The 18,501-nt window shown below is 48.7% G+C and carries 19 protein-coding genes and 1 pseudogene; 12 read left to right on the top strand and 8 right to left on the bottom strand.

From position 1 onward, the window contains the following. Positions 1–833: 833 nt before the first annotated feature. On the bottom strand, positions 834–1,271 hold the full coding sequence (locus VFG09_01265) for a hypothetical protein (GenBank protein HET6513762.1): 438 nt from the start codon (positions 1,269–1,271) through the stop codon (positions 834–836). A gap of 1,075 nt (positions 1,272–2,346) precedes the next feature. Here VFG09_01265 and VFG09_01260 point away from each other — a divergent pair. Further along, positions 2,347–3,696, top strand: a complete 1,350-nt coding sequence (locus VFG09_01260; protein ID HET6513761.1) for a chloride channel protein — start codon at positions 2,347–2,349, stop codon at positions 3,694–3,696. Positions 3,697–4,021: 325 nt separating this feature from the next. Here the strand turns inward: VFG09_01260 and VFG09_01255 are convergent, their stop codons facing one another. Together VFG09_01255 and VFG09_01250 are read right to left on the bottom strand one after the other, a co-directional pair. Then, positions 4,022–4,360, bottom strand: coding sequence for a type II toxin-antitoxin system YafQ family toxin (locus tag VFG09_01255; protein ID HET6513760.1), 339 nt, complete (start codon positions 4,358–4,360; stop codon positions 4,022–4,024). A 3-nt stretch (positions 4,361–4,363) separates the two neighbouring features. After that, complete coding sequence (locus VFG09_01250) at positions 4,364–4,624, bottom strand: type II toxin-antitoxin system RelB/DinJ family antitoxin (GenBank protein ID HET6513759.1); 261 nt, start codon at positions 4,622–4,624, stop codon at positions 4,364–4,366. 335 nt (positions 4,625–4,959) lie between these two features. On the opposite strand from VFG09_01250, the gene VFG09_01245 reads away from it, so the two are divergent. The 6 genes and pseudogenes from VFG09_01245 to VFG09_01220 all read left to right on the top strand — a co-directional run bounded on the left by VFG09_01245 (position 4,960) and on the right by VFG09_01220 (position 7,769). After that, positions 4,960–5,910 carry a permease gene (locus VFG09_01245; protein ID HET6513758.1) on the top strand — a complete coding sequence of 317 codons (951 nt, stop codon included), beginning with the start codon at positions 4,960–4,962 and terminating at the stop codon, positions 5,908–5,910. A gap of 12 nt (positions 5,911–5,922) precedes the next feature. Next, complete coding sequence (locus VFG09_01240) at positions 5,923–6,057, top strand: thioredoxin family protein (protein ID HET6513757.1); 135 nt, start codon at positions 5,923–5,925, stop codon at positions 6,055–6,057. A 4-nt stretch (positions 6,058–6,061) separates the two neighbouring features. Further along, complete coding sequence (locus VFG09_01235) at positions 6,062–6,163, top strand: thioredoxin family protein (GenBank protein ID HET6513756.1); 102 nt, start codon at positions 6,062–6,064, stop codon at positions 6,161–6,163. Positions 6,164–6,165: 2 nt separating this feature from the next. Beyond that, a complete protein-coding gene (locus VFG09_01230; GenBank protein ID HET6513755.1) occupies positions 6,166–6,552 on the top strand; it encodes a metalloregulator ArsR/SmtB family transcription factor in 387 nt (128 codons plus the stop codon). 47 nt (positions 6,553–6,599) lie between these two features. Next, a complete protein-coding gene (locus VFG09_01225; GenBank protein ID HET6513754.1) occupies positions 6,600–7,028 on the top strand; it encodes an arsenate reductase ArsC in 429 nt (142 codons plus the stop codon). Between the two features lie 219 nt (positions 7,029–7,247). Further along, positions 7,248–7,769: pseudogene (locus tag VFG09_01220) on the top strand (hypothetical protein). A 261-nt stretch (positions 7,770–8,030) separates the two neighbouring features. Here VFG09_01220 and chrA (VFG09_01215) read toward each other — a convergent pair. Continuing rightward, positions 8,031–9,215 (bottom strand): chromate efflux transporter, encoded by a 1,185-nt coding sequence (chrA, locus tag VFG09_01215; GenBank protein HET6513753.1) that lies wholly within the window; start codon positions 9,213–9,215, stop codon positions 8,031–8,033. A gap of 62 nt (positions 9,216–9,277) precedes the next feature. Between chrA (VFG09_01215) and VFG09_01210 the strand changes: the two genes are divergently transcribed. Next, positions 9,278–9,574 carry a PadR family transcriptional regulator gene (locus VFG09_01210; GenBank protein HET6513752.1) on the top strand — a complete coding sequence of 99 codons (297 nt, stop codon included), beginning with the start codon at positions 9,278–9,280 and terminating at the stop codon, positions 9,572–9,574. Between the two features lie 81 nt (positions 9,575–9,655). On the opposite strand, the gene VFG09_01205 is transcribed toward VFG09_01210, so the two are convergent. The 4 genes from VFG09_01205 to VFG09_01190 form a co-directional block, all read right to left on the bottom strand. After that, entirely contained in the window at positions 9,656–10,837 is a 1,182-nt protein-coding gene (locus VFG09_01205) for an isoprenylcysteine carboxylmethyltransferase family protein (protein ID HET6513751.1), read from the bottom strand. Between the two features lie 528 nt (positions 10,838–11,365). Then, the gene (gene chrA, locus VFG09_01200; GenBank protein ID HET6513750.1) at positions 11,366–12,523 is read right to left on the bottom strand and encodes a chromate efflux transporter; all 1,158 of its coding nucleotides are present in this window, start codon (positions 12,521–12,523) and stop codon (positions 11,366–11,368) included. An 18-nt stretch (positions 12,524–12,541) separates the two neighbouring features. Then, the gene (locus VFG09_01195; GenBank protein ID HET6513749.1) at positions 12,542–13,717 is read right to left on the bottom strand and encodes a putative sulfate/molybdate transporter; all 1,176 of its coding nucleotides are present in this window, start codon (positions 13,715–13,717) and stop codon (positions 12,542–12,544) included. Positions 13,718–13,753: 36 nt separating this feature from the next. Next, entirely contained in the window at positions 13,754–14,914 is a 1,161-nt protein-coding gene (locus tag VFG09_01190; protein ID HET6513748.1) for a cytochrome D1 domain-containing protein, read from the bottom strand. Positions 14,915–15,677: 763 nt separating this feature from the next. On the opposite strand from VFG09_01190, the gene VFG09_01185 reads away from it, so the two are divergent. The 4 genes from VFG09_01185 to VFG09_01170 all read left to right on the top strand — a co-directional run bounded on the left by VFG09_01185 (position 15,678) and on the right by VFG09_01170 (position 18,448). Continuing rightward, positions 15,678–15,953, top strand: a complete 276-nt coding sequence (locus VFG09_01185; GenBank protein ID HET6513747.1) for a type II toxin-antitoxin system prevent-host-death family antitoxin — start codon at positions 15,678–15,680, stop codon at positions 15,951–15,953. After that, the gene (locus VFG09_01180; GenBank protein HET6513746.1) at positions 15,950–16,378 is read left to right on the top strand and encodes a type II toxin-antitoxin system VapC family toxin; all 429 of its coding nucleotides are present in this window, start codon (positions 15,950–15,952) and stop codon (positions 16,376–16,378) included. The genes VFG09_01185 and VFG09_01180 overlap by 4 nt, the downstream gene beginning before the upstream one ends. Before the next feature lie 368 nt (positions 16,379–16,746). Beyond that, complete coding sequence (locus VFG09_01175) at positions 16,747–17,601, top strand: universal stress protein (GenBank protein ID HET6513745.1); 855 nt, start codon at positions 16,747–16,749, stop codon at positions 17,599–17,601. A 10-nt stretch (positions 17,602–17,611) separates the two neighbouring features. Beyond that, positions 17,612–18,448: a hypothetical protein gene (locus tag VFG09_01170; protein HET6513744.1), complete on the top strand. Its 837-nt coding sequence runs from the start codon at positions 17,612–17,614 to the stop codon at positions 18,446–18,448. Positions 18,449–18,501: the final 53 nt, after the last annotated feature.

The following is an 18,501-nucleotide window of genomic DNA, read 5'->3' as shown; positions in this document are numbered from 1 at the left end:
GCCGCCGCGCTTAAACAGACCTTTTGCCATGGCTCACACTCCTTTCCGTTTCCGCATTCTTCTGCCTCTCTCTTCAACACAGTCTAGTAAAAGCCTTAGAGTCTGACTCGGTTCTCTCACCCCCCTTTCAAGGTAATAGATATACTGTTCCGTGACGCCGAGAAATTCCGAGAAAGCCCTCTGAGAAAGGCCCATGCCGTTCCTCAGTTCTCTGATTTCTTCCCGTGTCCAACTCTTCATACTGAGATTATACCTAACTCAGTTATGCTTGTCAAGCATTATTTCAAAGACAAACCTTTTCAAGTCCAAGCCGACTTGTTTAGTTCGTGCTACTTCCTGTACTCCGCGCGAGTTGCTCTTTTTCATAACTGTTTAGTACGCCCCCTATCATGCGCAAGTTCGTGACGTAACAACACGGGCGTGCATCGCTGCGAGGCGAAGAGGCAAAATTCTCCAAGCGGTTAATGCTGGTTGTAACATTGCCCTGCAAGACCCCATAGAAACAACGAAACATTTGAACAACGTTTTTCTATTGGATCCACCGACTAACCGAGAGTTCTCAGATGGTGCAACTGTCCCAAGGTTTCATCCAGTACTTCTCATCCGTTGCAATTTTTCATAGCTGAGGAGTACGTTCCGAATTGCGCGTAGTCCGTCCGCGCCCTGAGGGTGCCCTCGTCTTGCCGGGATGCAGGAACCCGGGTTTCCCCCTATGCGCAATGATGGTAGAAACATTCATCGACAGCTGGCCCAAAAGAAGTGATCCGGCATTTCCACCGATGGGTGCCACTTCTACCCCGCTACTAAAAAAAACTGCGCCACCGCACTCGCGTTCACGGCTTTTCCTGCATCAACGTCTCCATATACTTGCGGAAACCATCGTGCAAGATCTTCGTTTGGTCGCTTTGCCACATAGCGCGAAAGGCTGGGCGCGTAGCGATAGAAAGCATATTTACTTCCCAGGACGCAAAGTAATCATCGGTCAAATGACCATACTTGTGGCTATACCAGGCGATTTCGAACAAGCTCAGCTGTGTAAGGTTGTAGTAGTAGTCCCGCATTTGCTCTTTGGGAACCCCCTCCGGTCCCAAAGTGGGATCGTCGATGACCATCTTCCGGATTTGTAACTGGAGTTCAATAAGTTTGGTGAAATTCGCCACGTATTGGGAGGTCCTCCACCCCCGAAACTGCAAGGCCGCATACACCAACCCACCTGCCGCCGCCAGAAGAGGAATGGCTGTGACAATGTCATGGAGTATAGAGTTGTTCACAGCTTTATGTCCCCATGCAAGGCGTTGAGGGCTTCCGCATACAGAACCATCAAACCATCCGTCATGCACAAAGCCAATCTTATGTTCATGACTTTCCTCCTCCTTTCCCTGTTTCTCTTTTACTGAAAGTACAGTCTTCCCTTCAACGAGATTGCTAAAGAGACAGACATGGGATTAATTGTGCCTGAATCTTTTTGAAGTTTTGTCTGCGCGTATACCCTCTTCAACTGGGTCTTCTATAACATCTAAACTTAACCAAAGCATATCATGAGAATAAAATTCGTCAATTTCAGGTTACCGACCCCGTTTACACCAGATTTTTTTGAAATCGGGCCAAGTGGTGCGTTTTTCTGGATGATGTCGTGATAGTAGGACTTATCATTTCGAAAAGAAAGTTAGCATGCCGTCGATGAGGCCGTGGCCACTTTGTTATAGGGAGAACGTCGCGTTCACCGAAATATCTCATTATTGCCCATTTCTACACGTTACCTACATCTGTCAGATTTCCATTGACTATCATTTTCCAAACGAATCTCTCGCGTGTGTCATAAAGGCCTCAGTGTCGATAACAGGAAGACATCGTGAGGAGCGAGAGTCTTTCAGATCAGCCAAGCGATCCAGTAAGTTTCGCCCTGCATTATGCTGGGGGAAAGAGCATCTGCAAAGGTCAGACAAAATTTCAGTGCCTTCCTGGAGTCAACAGGTTCAGATTGTCGCAACTGTGTGCACAATACAAACAAAAATAATTGTTCTCGTTTGCAAAGTACGGGAAATAACGAACAGATTTTATGAGTCGATCTGGTTAGCCTGTGCTCCCTAAAATCTGCGCGGACTGCCTGCGCTATAACAATGAAACTTTCATCCAGAATTGCAGAGACTGCCCATCTAACCTTCACGTGAAATGAGCACCTTTGACGTTCTATCATATCTGTCTCTTGCAATTTTATAAATAATGTCGTCAATTGCAGCCAGGTTCTTCACTTCTGTATAATAGGCTATCCCATGCTCTTGTGGAGGAAGGCTTCGAAAGGCTTTTTACTATGTTTTGCCGAGTATCCGTTGGGAGATTTAATAAATGAGAAAAAGGGTTCTCGAAGGTTCAGTTTTGTTTATCAGTATCAGCAAATGGATTTTTCTTGCCTCTGTTGCCGGTATTATCGTCGGCTTTTCGACGGCCATTTTTCTTAAGTTACTCGGCATCAGCATGGCCTTTGCAAAAGGATATAAATATTACTTCGTACTCCTTCCCCTTGCGATGTTTCTGAGTGTCATTATCGTCAAGTACCTTGCCCCCGAGGCTGAAGGCCATGGCACCGAAAGAGTTATCGAGGCGGTCCACAAACGTTCGGGAAAGATAAACCCTCTCGTGGTCCCTGTAAAACTGCTTGCAACAATTATAACGATAGCTCTTGGGGGATCTGCAGGAAAAGAAGGCCCCTGTGCCCAGATAGGGGCAGGGCTTTCGTCTTCGATGGCGGACTTGCTCAGATTTGATGACAGAGACCGCAAAAAGTTAGTCATATGCGGCATCAGCGCCGGGTTTGCCAGCGTGTTCGGTACCCCCATTGCGGGCGCTATCTTCGGGGTGGAAGTCTTATTTGTCGGAGGCCTTATTTACGATGTTCTCCTGCCCTCGTTCGTTGCTGGGATCGTCGGATATCATGTTTCATCCTATTTGGGCATTACCTATTTTCACCACGCGCTGAATTTTGTGCCTGTCTTCAGCAGCTTTTTTTTCATCAAGGTATGTTTGAGTGGCTTGTTCTTCGGCCTCTGCTCTTTTGTGTTTATCGAACTACTGAATTACCTCAAAAGCACAAGTCGCAAGATCAGGATGCCCATGGCCCTCAAAGGCGTTCTTGGCGGCATTATCCTTGCGGGTTTGGCACTCCTTGTTTCTACCCGCTACCTGGGCCTGGGGTTAGACACCATCGAGACTGCCCTCGAAGGCGGGCAGATTCCCTGGTCGGCTTCCTTCATGAAAATGCTCTACACTTCCATCACCTTGAATTTCGGAGGCAGCGGCGGCATTGTGACCCCTATCTTTTTTATAGGGGCAACGGCAGGCAACATCTTTGGGCATGCGTTAGGACTTGATCCTGCGGTCTTTGCCGCTATCGGCATGGTCAGCCTTCTGGCCGGTGCCGCTAATACGCCAATTTCGGCAAGTATTATGGCAGTGGAGATCTTCGGGCCAGCTGTCGCTCCATATGCAGCCGTTGCATGCGTCATCAGTTTCCTGATGACCGGACACAGGAGTGTCTATCCGAGCCAGGTCCTATCGATGTCAAAATCATCTTCCATCTCGGTAGAAAAAGGCCATGAGATGTCTGACATGGGGGGTGTCAACGTATCACTGAGAGAAAAAAGCATTACCGGGGGTATATTAAAAGGGCTGGAAAAGATCAAGAAAAATAAATCATGATTCTTTCAATCCTTTTTATTCGTTGTTTCATCTCATAATCGAGATCCTGGGACTCAGAAGGAAATACAATAGTAATGGCCGAAGTCAAGTTTTGGCGTGTCAAATTGCCATGAATAGTATGGGGCATACATTGCAAGCAACTTGTGATATGTTATTTTGGAAGTCAACACTGCCGCTGAGATGGGCGCGGTGTTTGTTCGTCGGTGTTAATGACATCGGACAAAGGAAAACAGAACTCCCTCTTTCTGAAGGAAACAAGCGCCGCCTGTCCAATATGGGACTGCCTCATTCCGGCTTTCGTCTGGCATAATACGAAGTGCACATTTTACTGACACACCCTTTTGAAACTCCGCATCAGTCTGAGTTTTTTTAGTACGAGATACTGACACACAAACAGATCCGAATGACTGCCGGTTCGGACAAAAGTAGTTTCCTGCCTCTCTTTGTCTATCCGATAAAGCAATATCCAGTCAGGCTCTATATGACAGTGTCTATGCCCTTTTAAATTGCCTGCAAGCGAATGGTCATGATATCTGCTTTCAAGCGTCGTGGCGTCTACAAGTTTTCGCACAACGGTCTTAAGCTTCTCCATGTCCTTGTCGCCCGACGCCTGAATCTTCTTTATGTTCTTCTTGAATTGTCGGGTATACCGTGGCTTCGGCATTCTTTATATGCCCAGCTTCCTGAACATATCCTCAGCGTCTTCGGACTCTGTAAGGTTCCGCCCCTCTTCAGCGTCCTTCATGGCCTTCAGGGTGGTCTTGTTTGGTATCCTTACACCAAAAGGCAACCCTTTGCGCAGCCTCACCTGCGACAGAAACAGATTTATCGCCTCGGTCGTGCTGATCCCAAGCTTGTGCAATACTTTTTCAGCATCGCTTTTTAACTCAGGGTCAACTCTCGCCGTTATCATTGCTGTCTTTGCCACGTGACACCTCCTTATTAATCTTACTGTATCACAATTGATATACACTCATGCAATAGTGGCTGGAACACTTCATAAGAAATAAAGAAAGGGAGAATAGCTCATCGCCGTCCTCCCCTTTCGTTTACCCCCGCACAAAATCCAGCACTACAGGGTATGTAGCGGAGGGGGCAACCCTTTTTTGCCTTTTTGGGGTAGTAAAAATAAAAAGGACTTCATTAGTAAGAATCAACAGCATTAAAAAAATATATAATGTCAAGCACTTAAACGTTCACTCTTGACAAACATATCAATTTATGTTGATATATAAACAAGTATCCACGATAGAGAAAGTTTTAATGCTGAAGGCTTTTCCATCCTATATAACGTACGATCTTGTGAGGCTTGATCGAGGATCAAAACTCGCCGATGCCCTTAATTTCTTCATTTACGACACGATCAAGATTTTTCTGCTGCTCGCTGTCATCATATTTATCGTTTCTATTGTCAGAAGCTATTTCCCACCTGAAAAGACCAAACGCATCCTGTCTCATAAAAAGGAGTTTATCGGTAATATACTTGCCGCCCTGCTGGGTATTGTCACTCCGTTTTGTTCCTGCTCGGCTGTGCCTCTGTTCATAGGCTTTGTTGAAGCCGGGGTTCCTCTCGGCGTCACATTCTCCTTTCTCACCTCCTCACCAATGGTAAATGAGGTTGCCGTTGTTCTTCTTTGGGGCTTGTTCGGCTGGAAGATAGCGGTCATCTATATGGGCACCGGTCTTCTGGTCGCCATAATCGCCGGACTTATCATCGGCAGGCTGAAGCTTGAAAAGTGGGTTGAGGAGTACGTCTACACGATCAAGGCAGGACAGGGACAAGAAGTTTTCAACCAGCCCTTCAGGGAAAGACTTCAGTATGCCAAATGGAATACGGCTGATATCCTCAAGCGAGTCTGGCTATTTGTGATCCTGGCAATCGGCATCGGCGGGTTTATTCACGGATATGTGCCTGAGGACTTTCTGGTTCGCTATGCAGGCAACGGAAATCCCTTTGCCGTGCCAATGGCTGTTGCCCTCGGCGTACCGCTCTATTCCAATGCGGCGGGGGTGATACCGATTGTCTACGCCCTCATGGAAAAGGGCATGAACATGGGGACGGTTCTTGCCTTTATGATGGCCGTGACTGCCCTATCGCTTCCTGAGATGATCATTCTGAGAAAGGTACTGAAGATCCCATTACTGGCTGTATTTGCCGGTATCATGGCCGTGACCATAACGGCTGTTGGGTATCTCTTTAATGCGATCTTATAGGAGGATATGTCTATGGAAATCAAGGTATTAGGACCTGGGTCTGCAAATTGTCACACTATGGAACAACTGGCGAAGACAGCGGTATCGGAACTCGGCATTGAAGCAACTGTTGAAAAGATATCTGACATTCAGGAAATGATGAAATAATACCATGTCCACTCCAGGGCTTCTTGTCAACGGCAAACTCAAGCATTCAGGCAAGCTGCTGCCGAACATCAAGAAGGTAAAAGCCCTGATAAAGGACGAGGCTTGATCATGAAAGACCTTCTGACCACCTTCAAGGCGCTTTCTGAAGAAACAAGGCTTAGAATATTGAAGCTTCTTGAGCATGGAGAACTATGTGTCTGCGATATCGTTGCTGCCCTCGATATGGTCCAGCCGAAGGTCTCTTTTCACCTGAATGTGCTTAAAGAGGCCGGATTTCTGAAAGACAGGAAACAGGGCCGCTGGACCCACTACAGCCTTGTCGAATCGGATCTCTTCCGAAGATTTCTTCTTATGTCAGTCCTCGAAAGGATACCGAAGGATGCCATGACTGAGGACAGGAAACGGCTTGATGCGTTTATGCAGGGCAAGAAGCTCTCCAAGGATAACGTTGTGCGGCTCTCAGAAAAGAAGAGATGCGCCGGGAGGTGTAGATGACTAATATTGTGATTATGAGATGACGAGTTTTTTGAAAAGGAGGAGATGTGAAAAAGGAAAAGGTGTTGTTTGTTTGTGTCCATAACAGTGCGCGAAGCCAGATGGCTGAGGCATTCTTAAACTCCTTGGGGAGCGACAGGTTTGAAGCGGAAAGCGCAGGATTAGAACCGGGCCAGCTAAACCCAATCGTTGTTGAGGCGATGAAGGAAATAGGGATTGATATATCACGGAACGCAACACGGAGTGCCTTTGATTGTTTTAAGTCGGGACGGCTTTACAGTTACGTCATCACGGTCTGTGACGAAACGAACGCTGAAAGATGTCCTGTATTTCCTGGTTTTGCGAAGAGACTTCATTGGGGGTTTCCCGATCCGGCCAAACTTCAGGGAACTTATGAAGAAAAACTTCGGGACGCGCGAATCATCAGGGATAGTATAAAGGCTCAGATAGAGCAGTGGCTTTCCCAGAATACATGACGAGATGGAGATAACTCTTCACGATGAACTCTAAAATTACAAACCGACTTTCTTTTCTTGACCGGTATCTTACCCTGTGGATATTTGTTGCCATGACTGCCGGGTCGGCATCGGATATTTCATTCCAGGGACTGAAGCGCTGATTAACAGCTTTCAGGTCGGTACGACAAATATCCCCATCGGAATTGGTCTTATTCTGATGATGTATCTCCCTCTGCAAAAGTGAAATACGAAGAGCTGGGGGAGATATACAGAAACAAGAAAATTCTCGGCCTCTCTCTTATCCAGAACCGGATTATGGGTCCAATCCTTATGTTTCTGCTTGCGATCATCTTTCTAGAATACATGGTTGGCCTTATCATGATCAGTCTCGCCCGCTGCATCGCCATGGTCATTGTATGGAACGACCTTGCTTGCGGCGACCCGGAATATGCGGCAGGACTTGTTGCCTTCAATTCGATCTTCCAGGTCCTCTTTTTCTCGGTGTATGCCTATGTCTTTATTACTGTGCTTCCGGCATGGCTGGGCCGCAAAGGAGCTGTTGTCAATGTCACTATAGGCCAGATAGCTGAGAGCGTATTCATCTATCTCGGCATACCATTTCTCACGGGGATGATTACCCGCTTCAGCTTCCTTAAGATCAAGAGCAGAGAGTGGTATGAGAAGGTCTTTATCCCCCGGATCAGTCCGGTCACGCTTGTCTTTCTGCTCTTTACCATACTTGTCATGTTCTCGTTCTAATTATTTCGCCTTGGGGCCAAACGTATACTGAAAGGCTGCATAAGCGGTAAAGGTATTTGGGCCGTGAATGCCGCGACCAGCGGAAAGAAAGAATGGAGGGCCAGCCCAAGCCTGAAGAGGTGCAAATGTTAATGAAAGCACCAATGACATCACGCATAAGGTGACGATACGAATTTCGTTTTTAAAGATAACTCTTTGAGATAGATTTCTATGCATCGCAAAAACTCCTTTCTTAAATGTCAGAATATTGCTCAGATCCTTCTACAAATAATTCAAAAGCCATCCTGTCAAAGCGCCTCCAAGCACAAGCCATGCGGCGTTGAGTTTGAAGCGCATTCCCCCGATTAAAGCGGCAACTGAAATAAGGATAGCTCTCCAATCCACCAAAGTCACAACGGAGAGGCGAACAACTACGGCTGCCATCAGACCCACAGCGCTTATGTTGACCGCATCGAGAAAGGCAGACATCTTTACTGATGCCCTGAGTTTGGGAAAAATCGGATAGAGGATCAACATATAGATGAAAGAGGGAAGAAATATTGCAATAGTGGATACAGCAGCGCCAGAGACTCCAGAAATGAGATAGCCAACAAAAGTGGCTGTGCTCAGGACCGGTCCGGGCGTGAACTGACCGATTGCAACGGCATCCAGCAATTGCTGATGAGTCAGCCAGCCAGGTTCTTTTACAAGTCCATTCTCAATGAAGGCAATAAGCACATAGCCGCTACCATAAAGAACAGTTCCTATCTTAAGAAAAAATAACCCGAGTTTCCATAAAGGAACGCTTGTCGCTGCGGCCGTTAATACAGCCATTGCCGCCTTAGCTTTGCCGGCCTTAAGCACCTGCCAGGACTGGCACACTGTAGCAATAATCCAGTGTGACGTTCTTCTCTGAGCTTTCCTTGCATGAAGAAGCATCCCCATGATGCCGCCGACAAATAAAACCGCTAGAGGTCCGGCCCCTAATAACGAAGCTATCGTAACAGCGATGCCAATAAACACCACCTTCACATTTTTTGCGCCGGTTTTCCCTAAGCGAATGACTGCCATAACAATAATCGCGATGACAGCAGGTTTAATACCGAAGAAGAAAAAAGACACCTGTGGTATTAGGCCAAACCTAACATATGCCCATGCCAGAATGCCCGTGATTATGACCGCAGGTATGATAAACGAAAGCCCGGAAATCACGAGGCCCGGTATGCCTGCTCTGACATACCCTATAATAATGCCGAGCTCGGTCGAGTTCGGCCCTGGAATGAGATTGATTGCGCCTACAAGATCAAGAAAACGCTCTCTTGTCATCCATTGTCTGCGCTTCACAACCTCTTCTTCCATCATGGCAATATGGGCCGCAGGCCCGCCGAAGGCTAGTATCCCGAGTTTAAAGAACAATCTGGCCAGCTCAAACAATGCGCTGCTGTCTATCTGTCTCTTGCCCTTCATGATTGATATTGCCTTTCGTTATCGGCTTACGATAGAATATCACAACAAAAAGGGAAATGGAAATGCTGAGAGCTTTCTTTCTTGGTTTTATAAAGATTCATATCCTGCATCATGCGGCTAAAGAGCCTGTCTACGGTTTATGGCTTATTGAGGAATTGGGCCGCCACGGCTATAAAATGAGTCCCGGAACTTTGTATCCCGTGCTGCACAAACTCGAAAAAGACAGACTATTGAAGTCGCACTCGGAAACTGTCGGCGGGAAGATAAGAAAATACTACACGACGACCAACAAAGGCATAAGAACATTGACCCGACTTCAGGATAAGATCAAGGAACTTATCGAAGAGGTTATGGTCTGATTTTATTAAGGATCACTCATTCCCTGAGAAAGTGCTCGACCGATGCCCCTGCCGCGCAGACAGGGGCATCGGTCGTACTGCTTAAAACACCGGTGTCGGCACCGTCCCCCAGCCTGTATCTTGCGGCAGGTCCTTTACCTCAAGAAGATTCAGACCGTGGATCTCAACGTCAGCCATAAACTGCGGTCGCCTCACCGCATTGATTGACAACAGACCCCAAGGATTATTAACGGGCGTGCCCTCGATTTTCAGAAAGACAAGCCTTCTCACTACGCCAGCGCTCATGTCATGCCCGGAGTGTCCGGAGGCTCCGTGCATAGCGTGATGCCCTTCGGTCAGATGTCTGAAGGGATGGAATATCCAGTCCGTAATCATGCTGACTGTGTGATGCTGCTTATAGAGCCTCCAGTCTCCGCCGGTGTCGGCAATGAGGCCCTGCATGATATAGTTGGCAGGCAGGAAATAGACCAGATAATGATCGCCTTCCCTCAACCTGGTCTTTATCCCATCCATGGCGAGGATATCGGGCAAACGATGTTCCATCTTCATCAGGTCATCCGGGACGATCGCCAGGGCAGAGACATTTGAATCCGACCAGAGGGGCAGATGCTTAACAGTATAATCCCTGAGAAAGAATGCTCCACCTATGGTAAGACCCGCCAGCAGCACGAAGACCGCAAACTTGCCTGCTGCGCTGTCCGGTAGCACTATCTTTTCAAGGTTGCGCGGCAGGAACATTCCCGTTTTTTCCATATATGCCCTGTAGGTGTCGGGATACTGTTTTAGCATTCTTCTTTCCTCATCTTTCGAGAGGAAGAAATAAAGCAGTACCATTACAAGCCAGAGCACCGGCACAAGAAACCTCGGCCAGAGTATCGAAAGACCTATGCCCGCGATGCCGAGGCCGACATATTGTGGATGACGGATAATTGAATAGAGGCCCTTTAATGCGGTCCCCTTCTTCAGGAACTTGTTTGCGTAAACCTGAAAAGCACAGACAAAGAATACTGCCATGCCCAGAACAAAGAGCGCCGAGCCCATGATGCGGATGAACTTAAGAAAGTCGTCAGGCGGCACAACCATATGAGGAAGAAAGAATGAGCTGAGCCATTTTGTTGAGGGGTACTTTGCTATCGCGAGAAGAAACGGGTTGAAGACCGAATAAAAAAACCCCGCAGAGGGGCTTATCATTATCATGATCTCAAGCCCGATGATGAAGTACAACACTATTGCGCTGTTTCCGAGCGCCTTTGTCTTATTCATATAACCTCCATTTTCTCAATGCCTGTCAATCAGCAGCTTTTACCTTAGACAGCGTGCAGAATGATAACGCATACTGTCTGTGAACGGTTCAGCTGCAAAAGAAAAGAACAGTTCCTAAGCGAAAAGGGAGGGAATCGGAGGTTTGAGCAAGGGATCTAAAAATATTTCGGTGAACGTTACTGAGTAGTAAGAAAACGCACTATTCGAGCGGTCGAGTATCTCATAGGAATTGTCCGGTCCGGCTATGTGAATCACAAAAGCCTGTTTAACATTAGAAAGACTTCTTTTAACATCATTTCCACTGGCCTGTTTCGACTGCTTCTGTTTGTGCATGGGACATTGCGAGGACTGGCTGACGCTGCCGCACCCGACAAAAGCTGTCTTCGCAGCCCATCCCTGCGGACAGGTGTTCTGACTGACAACCGCAGCAATGATAGCTGCTATGAGTAAATACTTAGACATGACAAAGTTTATAATCGCCCTGTGAAAATATTATGAACGAAGACAGGCGCCCTGTCCTTCGTTTCATCATAACACAAATACGGAAATGACGGCTGCTACCAGAACAACATAAAGGATATCCACCTTCCGCAACAGCGCAAAAAAGGCCGCGCAAGCCATCAGTGCTCTGATCGGGTCCCAGGGAACGGCAACGGCAAATTTCAGAGTCACAAAGAGAAGAAGCCCCACGAACGAAGCAAGTATTCCTTTCGTTCCCCTCTGGTAGAAAAGAGATGACTTCAATCTATCGATGACCGGAGTGAAAGCGATTACCATTAGTAATGAGGGCACAAATATCGCGACGGTTGAGACGAGGGCTCCGGCGATACCGTGAGTAAGATATCCCACAAAGGTCGAGGTGATTACAATAGGCCCGGGCGTAATCTGTCCGAGCGCTATCCCGTCCATAAAGGTCCTGCTATCAAGCCATCCTCTGGCATCCACGACTTCATGCATCATTAAAGGCACGGAGGCAAAGCCGCCTCCGAATGCAAATAAATCTATTCTCATCATGAGTACCGCGAGCTTAAAGAGTCTTGAGTCTGTGAGATAGAGGGCAAGAAGTCCGGCAAACAGCACCATAAACAAGAGGGAGAGCTGTTTGACGTAATGTCTGCCTACCGTCATTACAGCTGATTCAGGGCTATTGCCTTTTCTCCTCCAAAATACAATGCCGGCAGCGGCTGCTCCCATAATTACGAGAAAGGGGTTCGCCCCAAGACCGAGCAAGACGGCTGCCGCAAGAGCAAGAAGAACATCTTTATAACCCTTGAACGTGCTCTTGCCGAAGGAATACGTCGCGTTTGCGACAATGGCAACAACGATGACCTGCAGGCCATTAAACAGCGAAACAATTCTCGGAACAGCATGATACGAGACATATAGCGACGAAAGTATCAGCATCAAAACAAAGGCAGGCAGCCCGAAACCGACAAATGATGAAAACGCCCCTGGGATGCCTCGTGACCTGAGTCCAACATAGGCGGCTGTCTGGATGGCAATAGCGCCCGGGATGGACTGGCAGAGAACCACGCCTTCTTTAAATGTCTGCTCATCGAGCCACTTGCGGCGGTTTACCGCCATTTCTCTTATGTATGCGACCATTGCAGGACCACCGAAGGCCGTCAGGCCGAGCCTCAGGAAAGAGAAGAAAAGTTGTGCAATGGAAGGCTGATTATTCAGCAATCACCTCGAAATATTCCCTTAGTTTTTCAGCCAGCCACGCCTGAGCGAGTTGTCCAGAATAACACCGACAAGAAAAGCCACTCCCATATTCCACATCGCAAAAGCGGCCACAATAATCATTACATAAAACTCGGACTTCTTATTTCCGATGTCCCTTACAACTATGGCGAGTTCAGTCCCGGCGAAGAACAGGATTACGCCAAGGATTGCATTGGGAAATATCTTGAAGATGATTGAGACTGAATTGCTGAAAAAGAGGGCAATGAGAATGAGTAGGGTTCCAAGGATAACCAGCGCGCCACCGGTCTTTGCGCCAAACCTGACATGGCCAGCCATCCCGCCTGCGCCATGGCACATGGGAATGCCTCCAAACAGGGGTGCCACCAAATTCATGATCCCCTGGGAGATGGCAACTTTCTTTTCCGTAACCTGTCTGTCGGGAAAGAGTTCGTTATTTTCGGCGGTAATCGCGATAACGGCATTTCCGAGGGTTAGCGGTATCTGCGGAATAGTAAACAGCAATGTGCCGGTGACGATATCATTCCAGGTAATGATGGGCAGACTGAATACCGGCGCCTCAAAGCCCGGGCGTATCTTGGCTAATTCTGAAACTATTTGAGGGTTCATGATCGCAGCAGACACAACCCCGATGATCAGGAGCACGAACATGGCCGGTATTTTCGGATTTGTAAGAAGAAGATATGTGACAACCAGGGCTATGCCAGCCAGAACCGGCGCTGTTTTCATGCGATTGATCCCATCGACCATAAAGGTGAGGCCCAGCCCCAGCATGATACCGCGCACAACTGGTTTCGTTGCAAGCTTTGATATTGGTCTGATTACTCCTGTGATTCCCGCAAGCAGCCAGAAAAGCCCTGTAGTAAGCCCTGAGGCATAAAGGGCTGCGGGGCTTATGCCTCCGGCAATGGCGGCAGCGCCGATGGCCTTCATGGGCTGGACCGGAAGAGGCGTTCTGTAGTAAAGACCGGAGGCCAGGAGGGTTATACCGAACATGAAAAGAAGTCCCAGGGGCGGCATTTTCACAATGGTGATATAGGCAACAACAAAGGGAATCAGCGTGCCTACGTCGCCGAATGCCCCGGCCCATTCCATCCTGTTGTAAAGATTCTTTGTCTTTGCTGCAACTGCTTCAGCCTTTTCTGTCTTCACCTTCAAGGCTATTTCATCTTCCATAGTGAAAAACCTCCTTATGAATGCATGTCTTTAGAATCATTCTGTTGACGGGAAAGTATTCCCCTCCCTAATCCCGAAAAACATAGCCTTTGACGGCACAGGAATGGTGGAGATGACTTCCATCTTGCCTACATCGATCTTTGCGAGGATCTTGTCATCAGAGGCCACTGCATAAAAGAATTTGCCGTCAGGTGTGAAGTAAGAGGCGTGGGCCTGTTTGGTCCCATTTCCGATCCTGATATCCTTGAGATTCTCCTGTTGTGCGATATCAATTACAGAGATAACGCCGTCATTGTGATGAACGATAAAGAAATACTTACCATCCCGGGAGAGCGACGGATGGCCAGGCCCCTTTCCTGTCTTGATAGTCTTGACCCACTCCCTCTTTGCCGTGTCCAGGACCGCTACATGGGACCCGCCCTCGTTACAGAAGAAGAAATAGCGGTTATCAGGGCTGAAAGCTCCGTGGTGTCCAAGCCCCTTCTCGCCTTCGGCTAATGGAAAAGGAATGTCCTTGATGATGGTATCTGTACCCGCATCAATCAGGGTCAGGCTGGTCCCACCCTTTGTCTTTTCGTTGACCGAGTAGAGGACCTTGCCGTCCGGCGAAGGATGTAGATAATGACTTGTGCCCGGAAGGGTGATTACCTTTTCGATGCTGCCCTGGCTGACATTGACCTTTACGATCGTGCCGTTGACCGAATCAGGCGCATAGACAAACTTTCCATCCGGGCTCCAATAGGGGTGCTTCACCATGGGGGCCTTGAATTCGCCTTCAACTTTGCCGAGCTCGACTGTCTTTGTGATCGCATCCGTTGCCGTATCGATAAGCGACAGTTTCAGAGCATCTTTGTAAGCGACAGCAAGCGTCTTGCCGTCCGGAGAGACCGCGAGCTGGAAAGAAGTCGCAGGAATGGCAATCGTCTTAGCCACTGTCCAGCCGTCAGCCTGAATAACGGTTAGGTCCTTACTTCCCCTGTTGTTTACATAAACACGGCCAGCCGGAGTTGCTGCCATCGCATGCGGGACCGTTCCAGCAGGAAGGGTCTTGATCACTTTTTCAGTATTCAGGTCTATGACGGTTACGTTGTTTTCCCCTTCGCTTGAGACAAAAGCCACCCTTTCTGAAGCATGAACCATGCTGCTGATAAACACCGTCAGCAAAAGCGCTGCAAAAGATATTGCGGTCCTTCTCATCTGTTCCTCCTCAGTTATTTTCTTGTAGTGCCTTTTTCGCCGTGGACACCCAGGCCACCGCCTTCAAATTCGCTCCGGATCACAGCATAGAACTGCTTAAATACTCTCAGGAAGACCTCTTGCGCGATGTCTTCCGCTGCAGACAGGTCGCCGGTATACCGATAGACATAATTATTAAGAAGGCTGTTTTGGTAGCGATCAACGAGTTCTCGGAACGCGGAAAGACTGCCTTTGCGACTTCAGACAGAATTTTCCATTCAGATTCTTCCATTCAGTGGATATTATTACACATCTTCTTGTATTTATAAATACGAAATTGAGGCAAGTAGATCGCGGTTTTGTCTCACATTTGTACTTTAGGCTCCACCTCCGCTATCTCCTCTATCTTCCCTTCCATCAGGCTCTCGAAATATGGCACTGCCTCGCCGAAGGCCTCGGTGTTGAATGGCGTATAGTAATAATATAGGGCTTCAGTTCAACTATATATCTGTCGGCATCGAACCATGGAAGAGGAATCTCCTGTATGCTGATTTTCTCCTTTTCGTCCTTGGCGTGAGTGATAAAAATGTTTTCCTTATCGGCTTCTGGTTTCGGAGTCGGCTGAGAGTGCGCCTCATCAGGCTATGGCTTTTCTTTTGTGACTGGGCCGGTTCCGGACGGACCCTGAATGGCTGAAGGTGAGTCTCAGAGAGACATCCCTCCCGCGACCACATTATGATATAATGTAGTTACAGAAATGAAGCAGAAACAATTGGAGGTATACATGGGACAGACATCGGTAAACATCCGGGAACTCAAGAGTCGTCTGAGCTATTACCTCAGGCTGACCAAGGCAGGGGAGTCGGTCGTGATCACCGACCGGGGTACGCCGATTGGCCGTATTGTGCCGACTGCCGCTCCGGTAGAGGAGCGGATGGAGGCAATGACACAGGCGGGTTTGGCGCTCTGGAACAAGAAGAAACTTAAATCCATGCCGCCGGTAGTCAAGGTGCATGGCAAGCGCACGGTGGCCGACCTCTTGATTGAGGACCGCGAGTGATCGTCTATCTGGATGCGAGTGCCATCGTCAAGCGGTACGTTTCCGAGGCAGGCTCCACAGAAGTCAATGCGCTCATCGCCGGGGCATCAGTAGTCGGCACCGCTGCAATCAGCCGAGCCGAAGTTTCTTCGGCGTTGGCAAAGGCAGTTCGGATGAGGCTGCTTTCGCGCGAGGAGGCAGCATCCGCTCTGCAGGTTTTCAATTCAGAATGGGAAAGTTTGATTCGACTGCAGTTGACAGAAGTCCTGATTTCCCATGCTGCAACTCTGGCCTGGGAGCATGGACTGCGCGGGTATGACGCGGTTCATCTGGCGGCTGCGATTTTCTGGCAGGACATGCTCGGCGATCCGGTTACCCTGTCGAGCTACGACCGGCAACTTTGGGAAGCTGCAAAGACGACGGGCCTCGTTGCTTGGCCGGAATAGCTCCCGTGAGCATTTTCAACCTTCATTAGATGTGCGGTTGGAGACCGAGCATCCTATATCTTTATTGAGCAATTGTTCGTTGAAGTCTAACAATTGCCCTAAATTTTCCAAACAAGAGCCCTGCAGTTGCGATGCTACTTCCCGCAACGCTTCTTGTATTTCTTGCCGCTTTCGAGGAACAGATCACGAGAGGAGTTGATAAATCCTGAAAAGAATAAATAACATCTCTCCCTCCTGACTTCCTGTTGTCCTATCCTGAGAATCCGGCAATGCTACCCGCGGCCGCTGCTTGAGTTGCAGGTGCTTTTTTGATAGGCTATAGCCTGAAGCCTTGTGTCGGGCAGATTGAACGATAAGGAGAGAATGCGATGGGCTCTGCACAGTTTTGTCCCATAGGAAAACTTGAGAAGGTGCTTCTGGCAACTGATGGCTCAGCATTCAGCGAGGGAGCGATACGGGAGGCAATAAGCTTTGCCAAGAAATGCTCGAGCAAGCTCTACGCAATGTCGGTGATGGAGACAAATCCGGAATATGAGACCACGAGCGTCAATGTCTTTGAAAAAGAGGAATCCGAAGCATTGGCACGCCTTGCATCTATCAAGGCAAGGGCAGCAGAGGAAGGCCTTGCCTGCGAGACGATTCTCCACGAAGGGGTTGAGCCATACCAAGCCATCGTCGACGAGGCAGCAGAGAAAAGAGTTGATATGATAGTCATCGGCCGGCGCGGCCGCTCAGGGTTGCTGAAGGTTCTCATGGGTGAGGTTGCGTCAAAAGTCATAGCTCATGCTCCGTGCAAGGTTCTCGTGGTGCCGAGAGCCGCAAGGATCGAGCATAAGACCCTCCTGATCTCCACAGACGGTTCGGCTCACAGCACTGCTGCCGCAACAGAGGCGGTTGCTATCGCGAAGCGCTGTGGAAGCACTATTATCGCCCTCTCTGCCATGCGGGACAAGAGTGAAGAGCAAGAGGCAAGATCCCTTGTCAGGAAGGTTGTGGAACTGGGGCAGAGGGAAGGTTTGGCTGTTGAGGCCCTGACGCCCGTGGGGAGACCCTACGATGCCATTGTCGAGACTGCGGGCGGCAGGGGTGTTGACTTGATCGTTATGGGGACCTTCGGAAAGACCGGGCTTAAGAAACTCCTCATGGGAAGCACGACAGAAAAAGTCATCGGAAAGGCGGGCTGCGCTGTCCTTATCGTCAAGGCAGCATCGGAAGAGATGTGAGGAAGGAAACGTGAATGCCGAGAATGAGAATATCGCCTTAAGAAATAAGATTACCGAGCTCAGGGAACGGCTCAATCAGATTTATTCGCAGTCCGCTCTTGAGGCCAACAGGAGCAAGGCTTTCGAAAGTGAATTTTCCCTCTACGTAAAGGCTTGCGAGCATGCTCGATCCGAAAGAACAGAAGGGATCAGACTTCAACATGATGTCACAAAATTCGGGCTGATCTTGACGACACTCTTTTTGGCATCTACCGTTTATCTCTTTTCCCTCGATACTCTTCTCGGAATGTTTATCCTTCTGGGGTCAGCCTTTGTTTTGTGCGGTCTTCTTTATCTGCTTCTGGCGGGAGAGATAAGGATTACAAGGGCAGGGGACTATTGTAATGAACTGGAAGCATACTTCAGGCGGCATCGTTGGTCCGCCGAGCAACAGAGCACTCTTCATCTATCTGAAATCCCCCTATGGGAGGAATACCGGGGGAGATGGGGGAAGGACCTTTCCGATGAAGGACGTTACGGAAAAACTGCTGTCTATCTGCCCCTCCGCACCGCGATGACCGTGACGGATCTCTTTGCCCTTGGGTATATCCTGCACTCGGTAATTGCTCATAGGTCAGAGACCTCCCCGGTGGCGCTGATACTCGGCGGTATTACGTGGGTTGCGGCTGTTACCGTGCAGATGCTCCTCGTGAACGCGATAATGCGGGGACCCGAAACGGAGAGAGAAGGAGTGAAGGGAAATCAGGAGAAAAGGATCAGTCGGCAACCCGCCACATGGATCACTATCCCCAGACTCTTTTTTCTCGCGGATATTATGTTCCCCGGAGAAGGATCAAGAAAGAAGTGAGTCGCATGACGGGAGTCACGTGAGAGCGAGGCTCACTGCTTCTCTTGGTTAGT

Source organism: Thermodesulfovibrionales bacterium, from assembly GCA_035686305.1.
In the GTDB taxonomy this organism is placed as follows: Bacteria; Nitrospirota; Thermodesulfovibrionia; order Thermodesulfovibrionales; family UBA9159; genus DASRZP01.
Note: the sequence above shows the minus strand (reverse complement) of the source record. Positions and strands in the feature narration are given on the sequence as shown.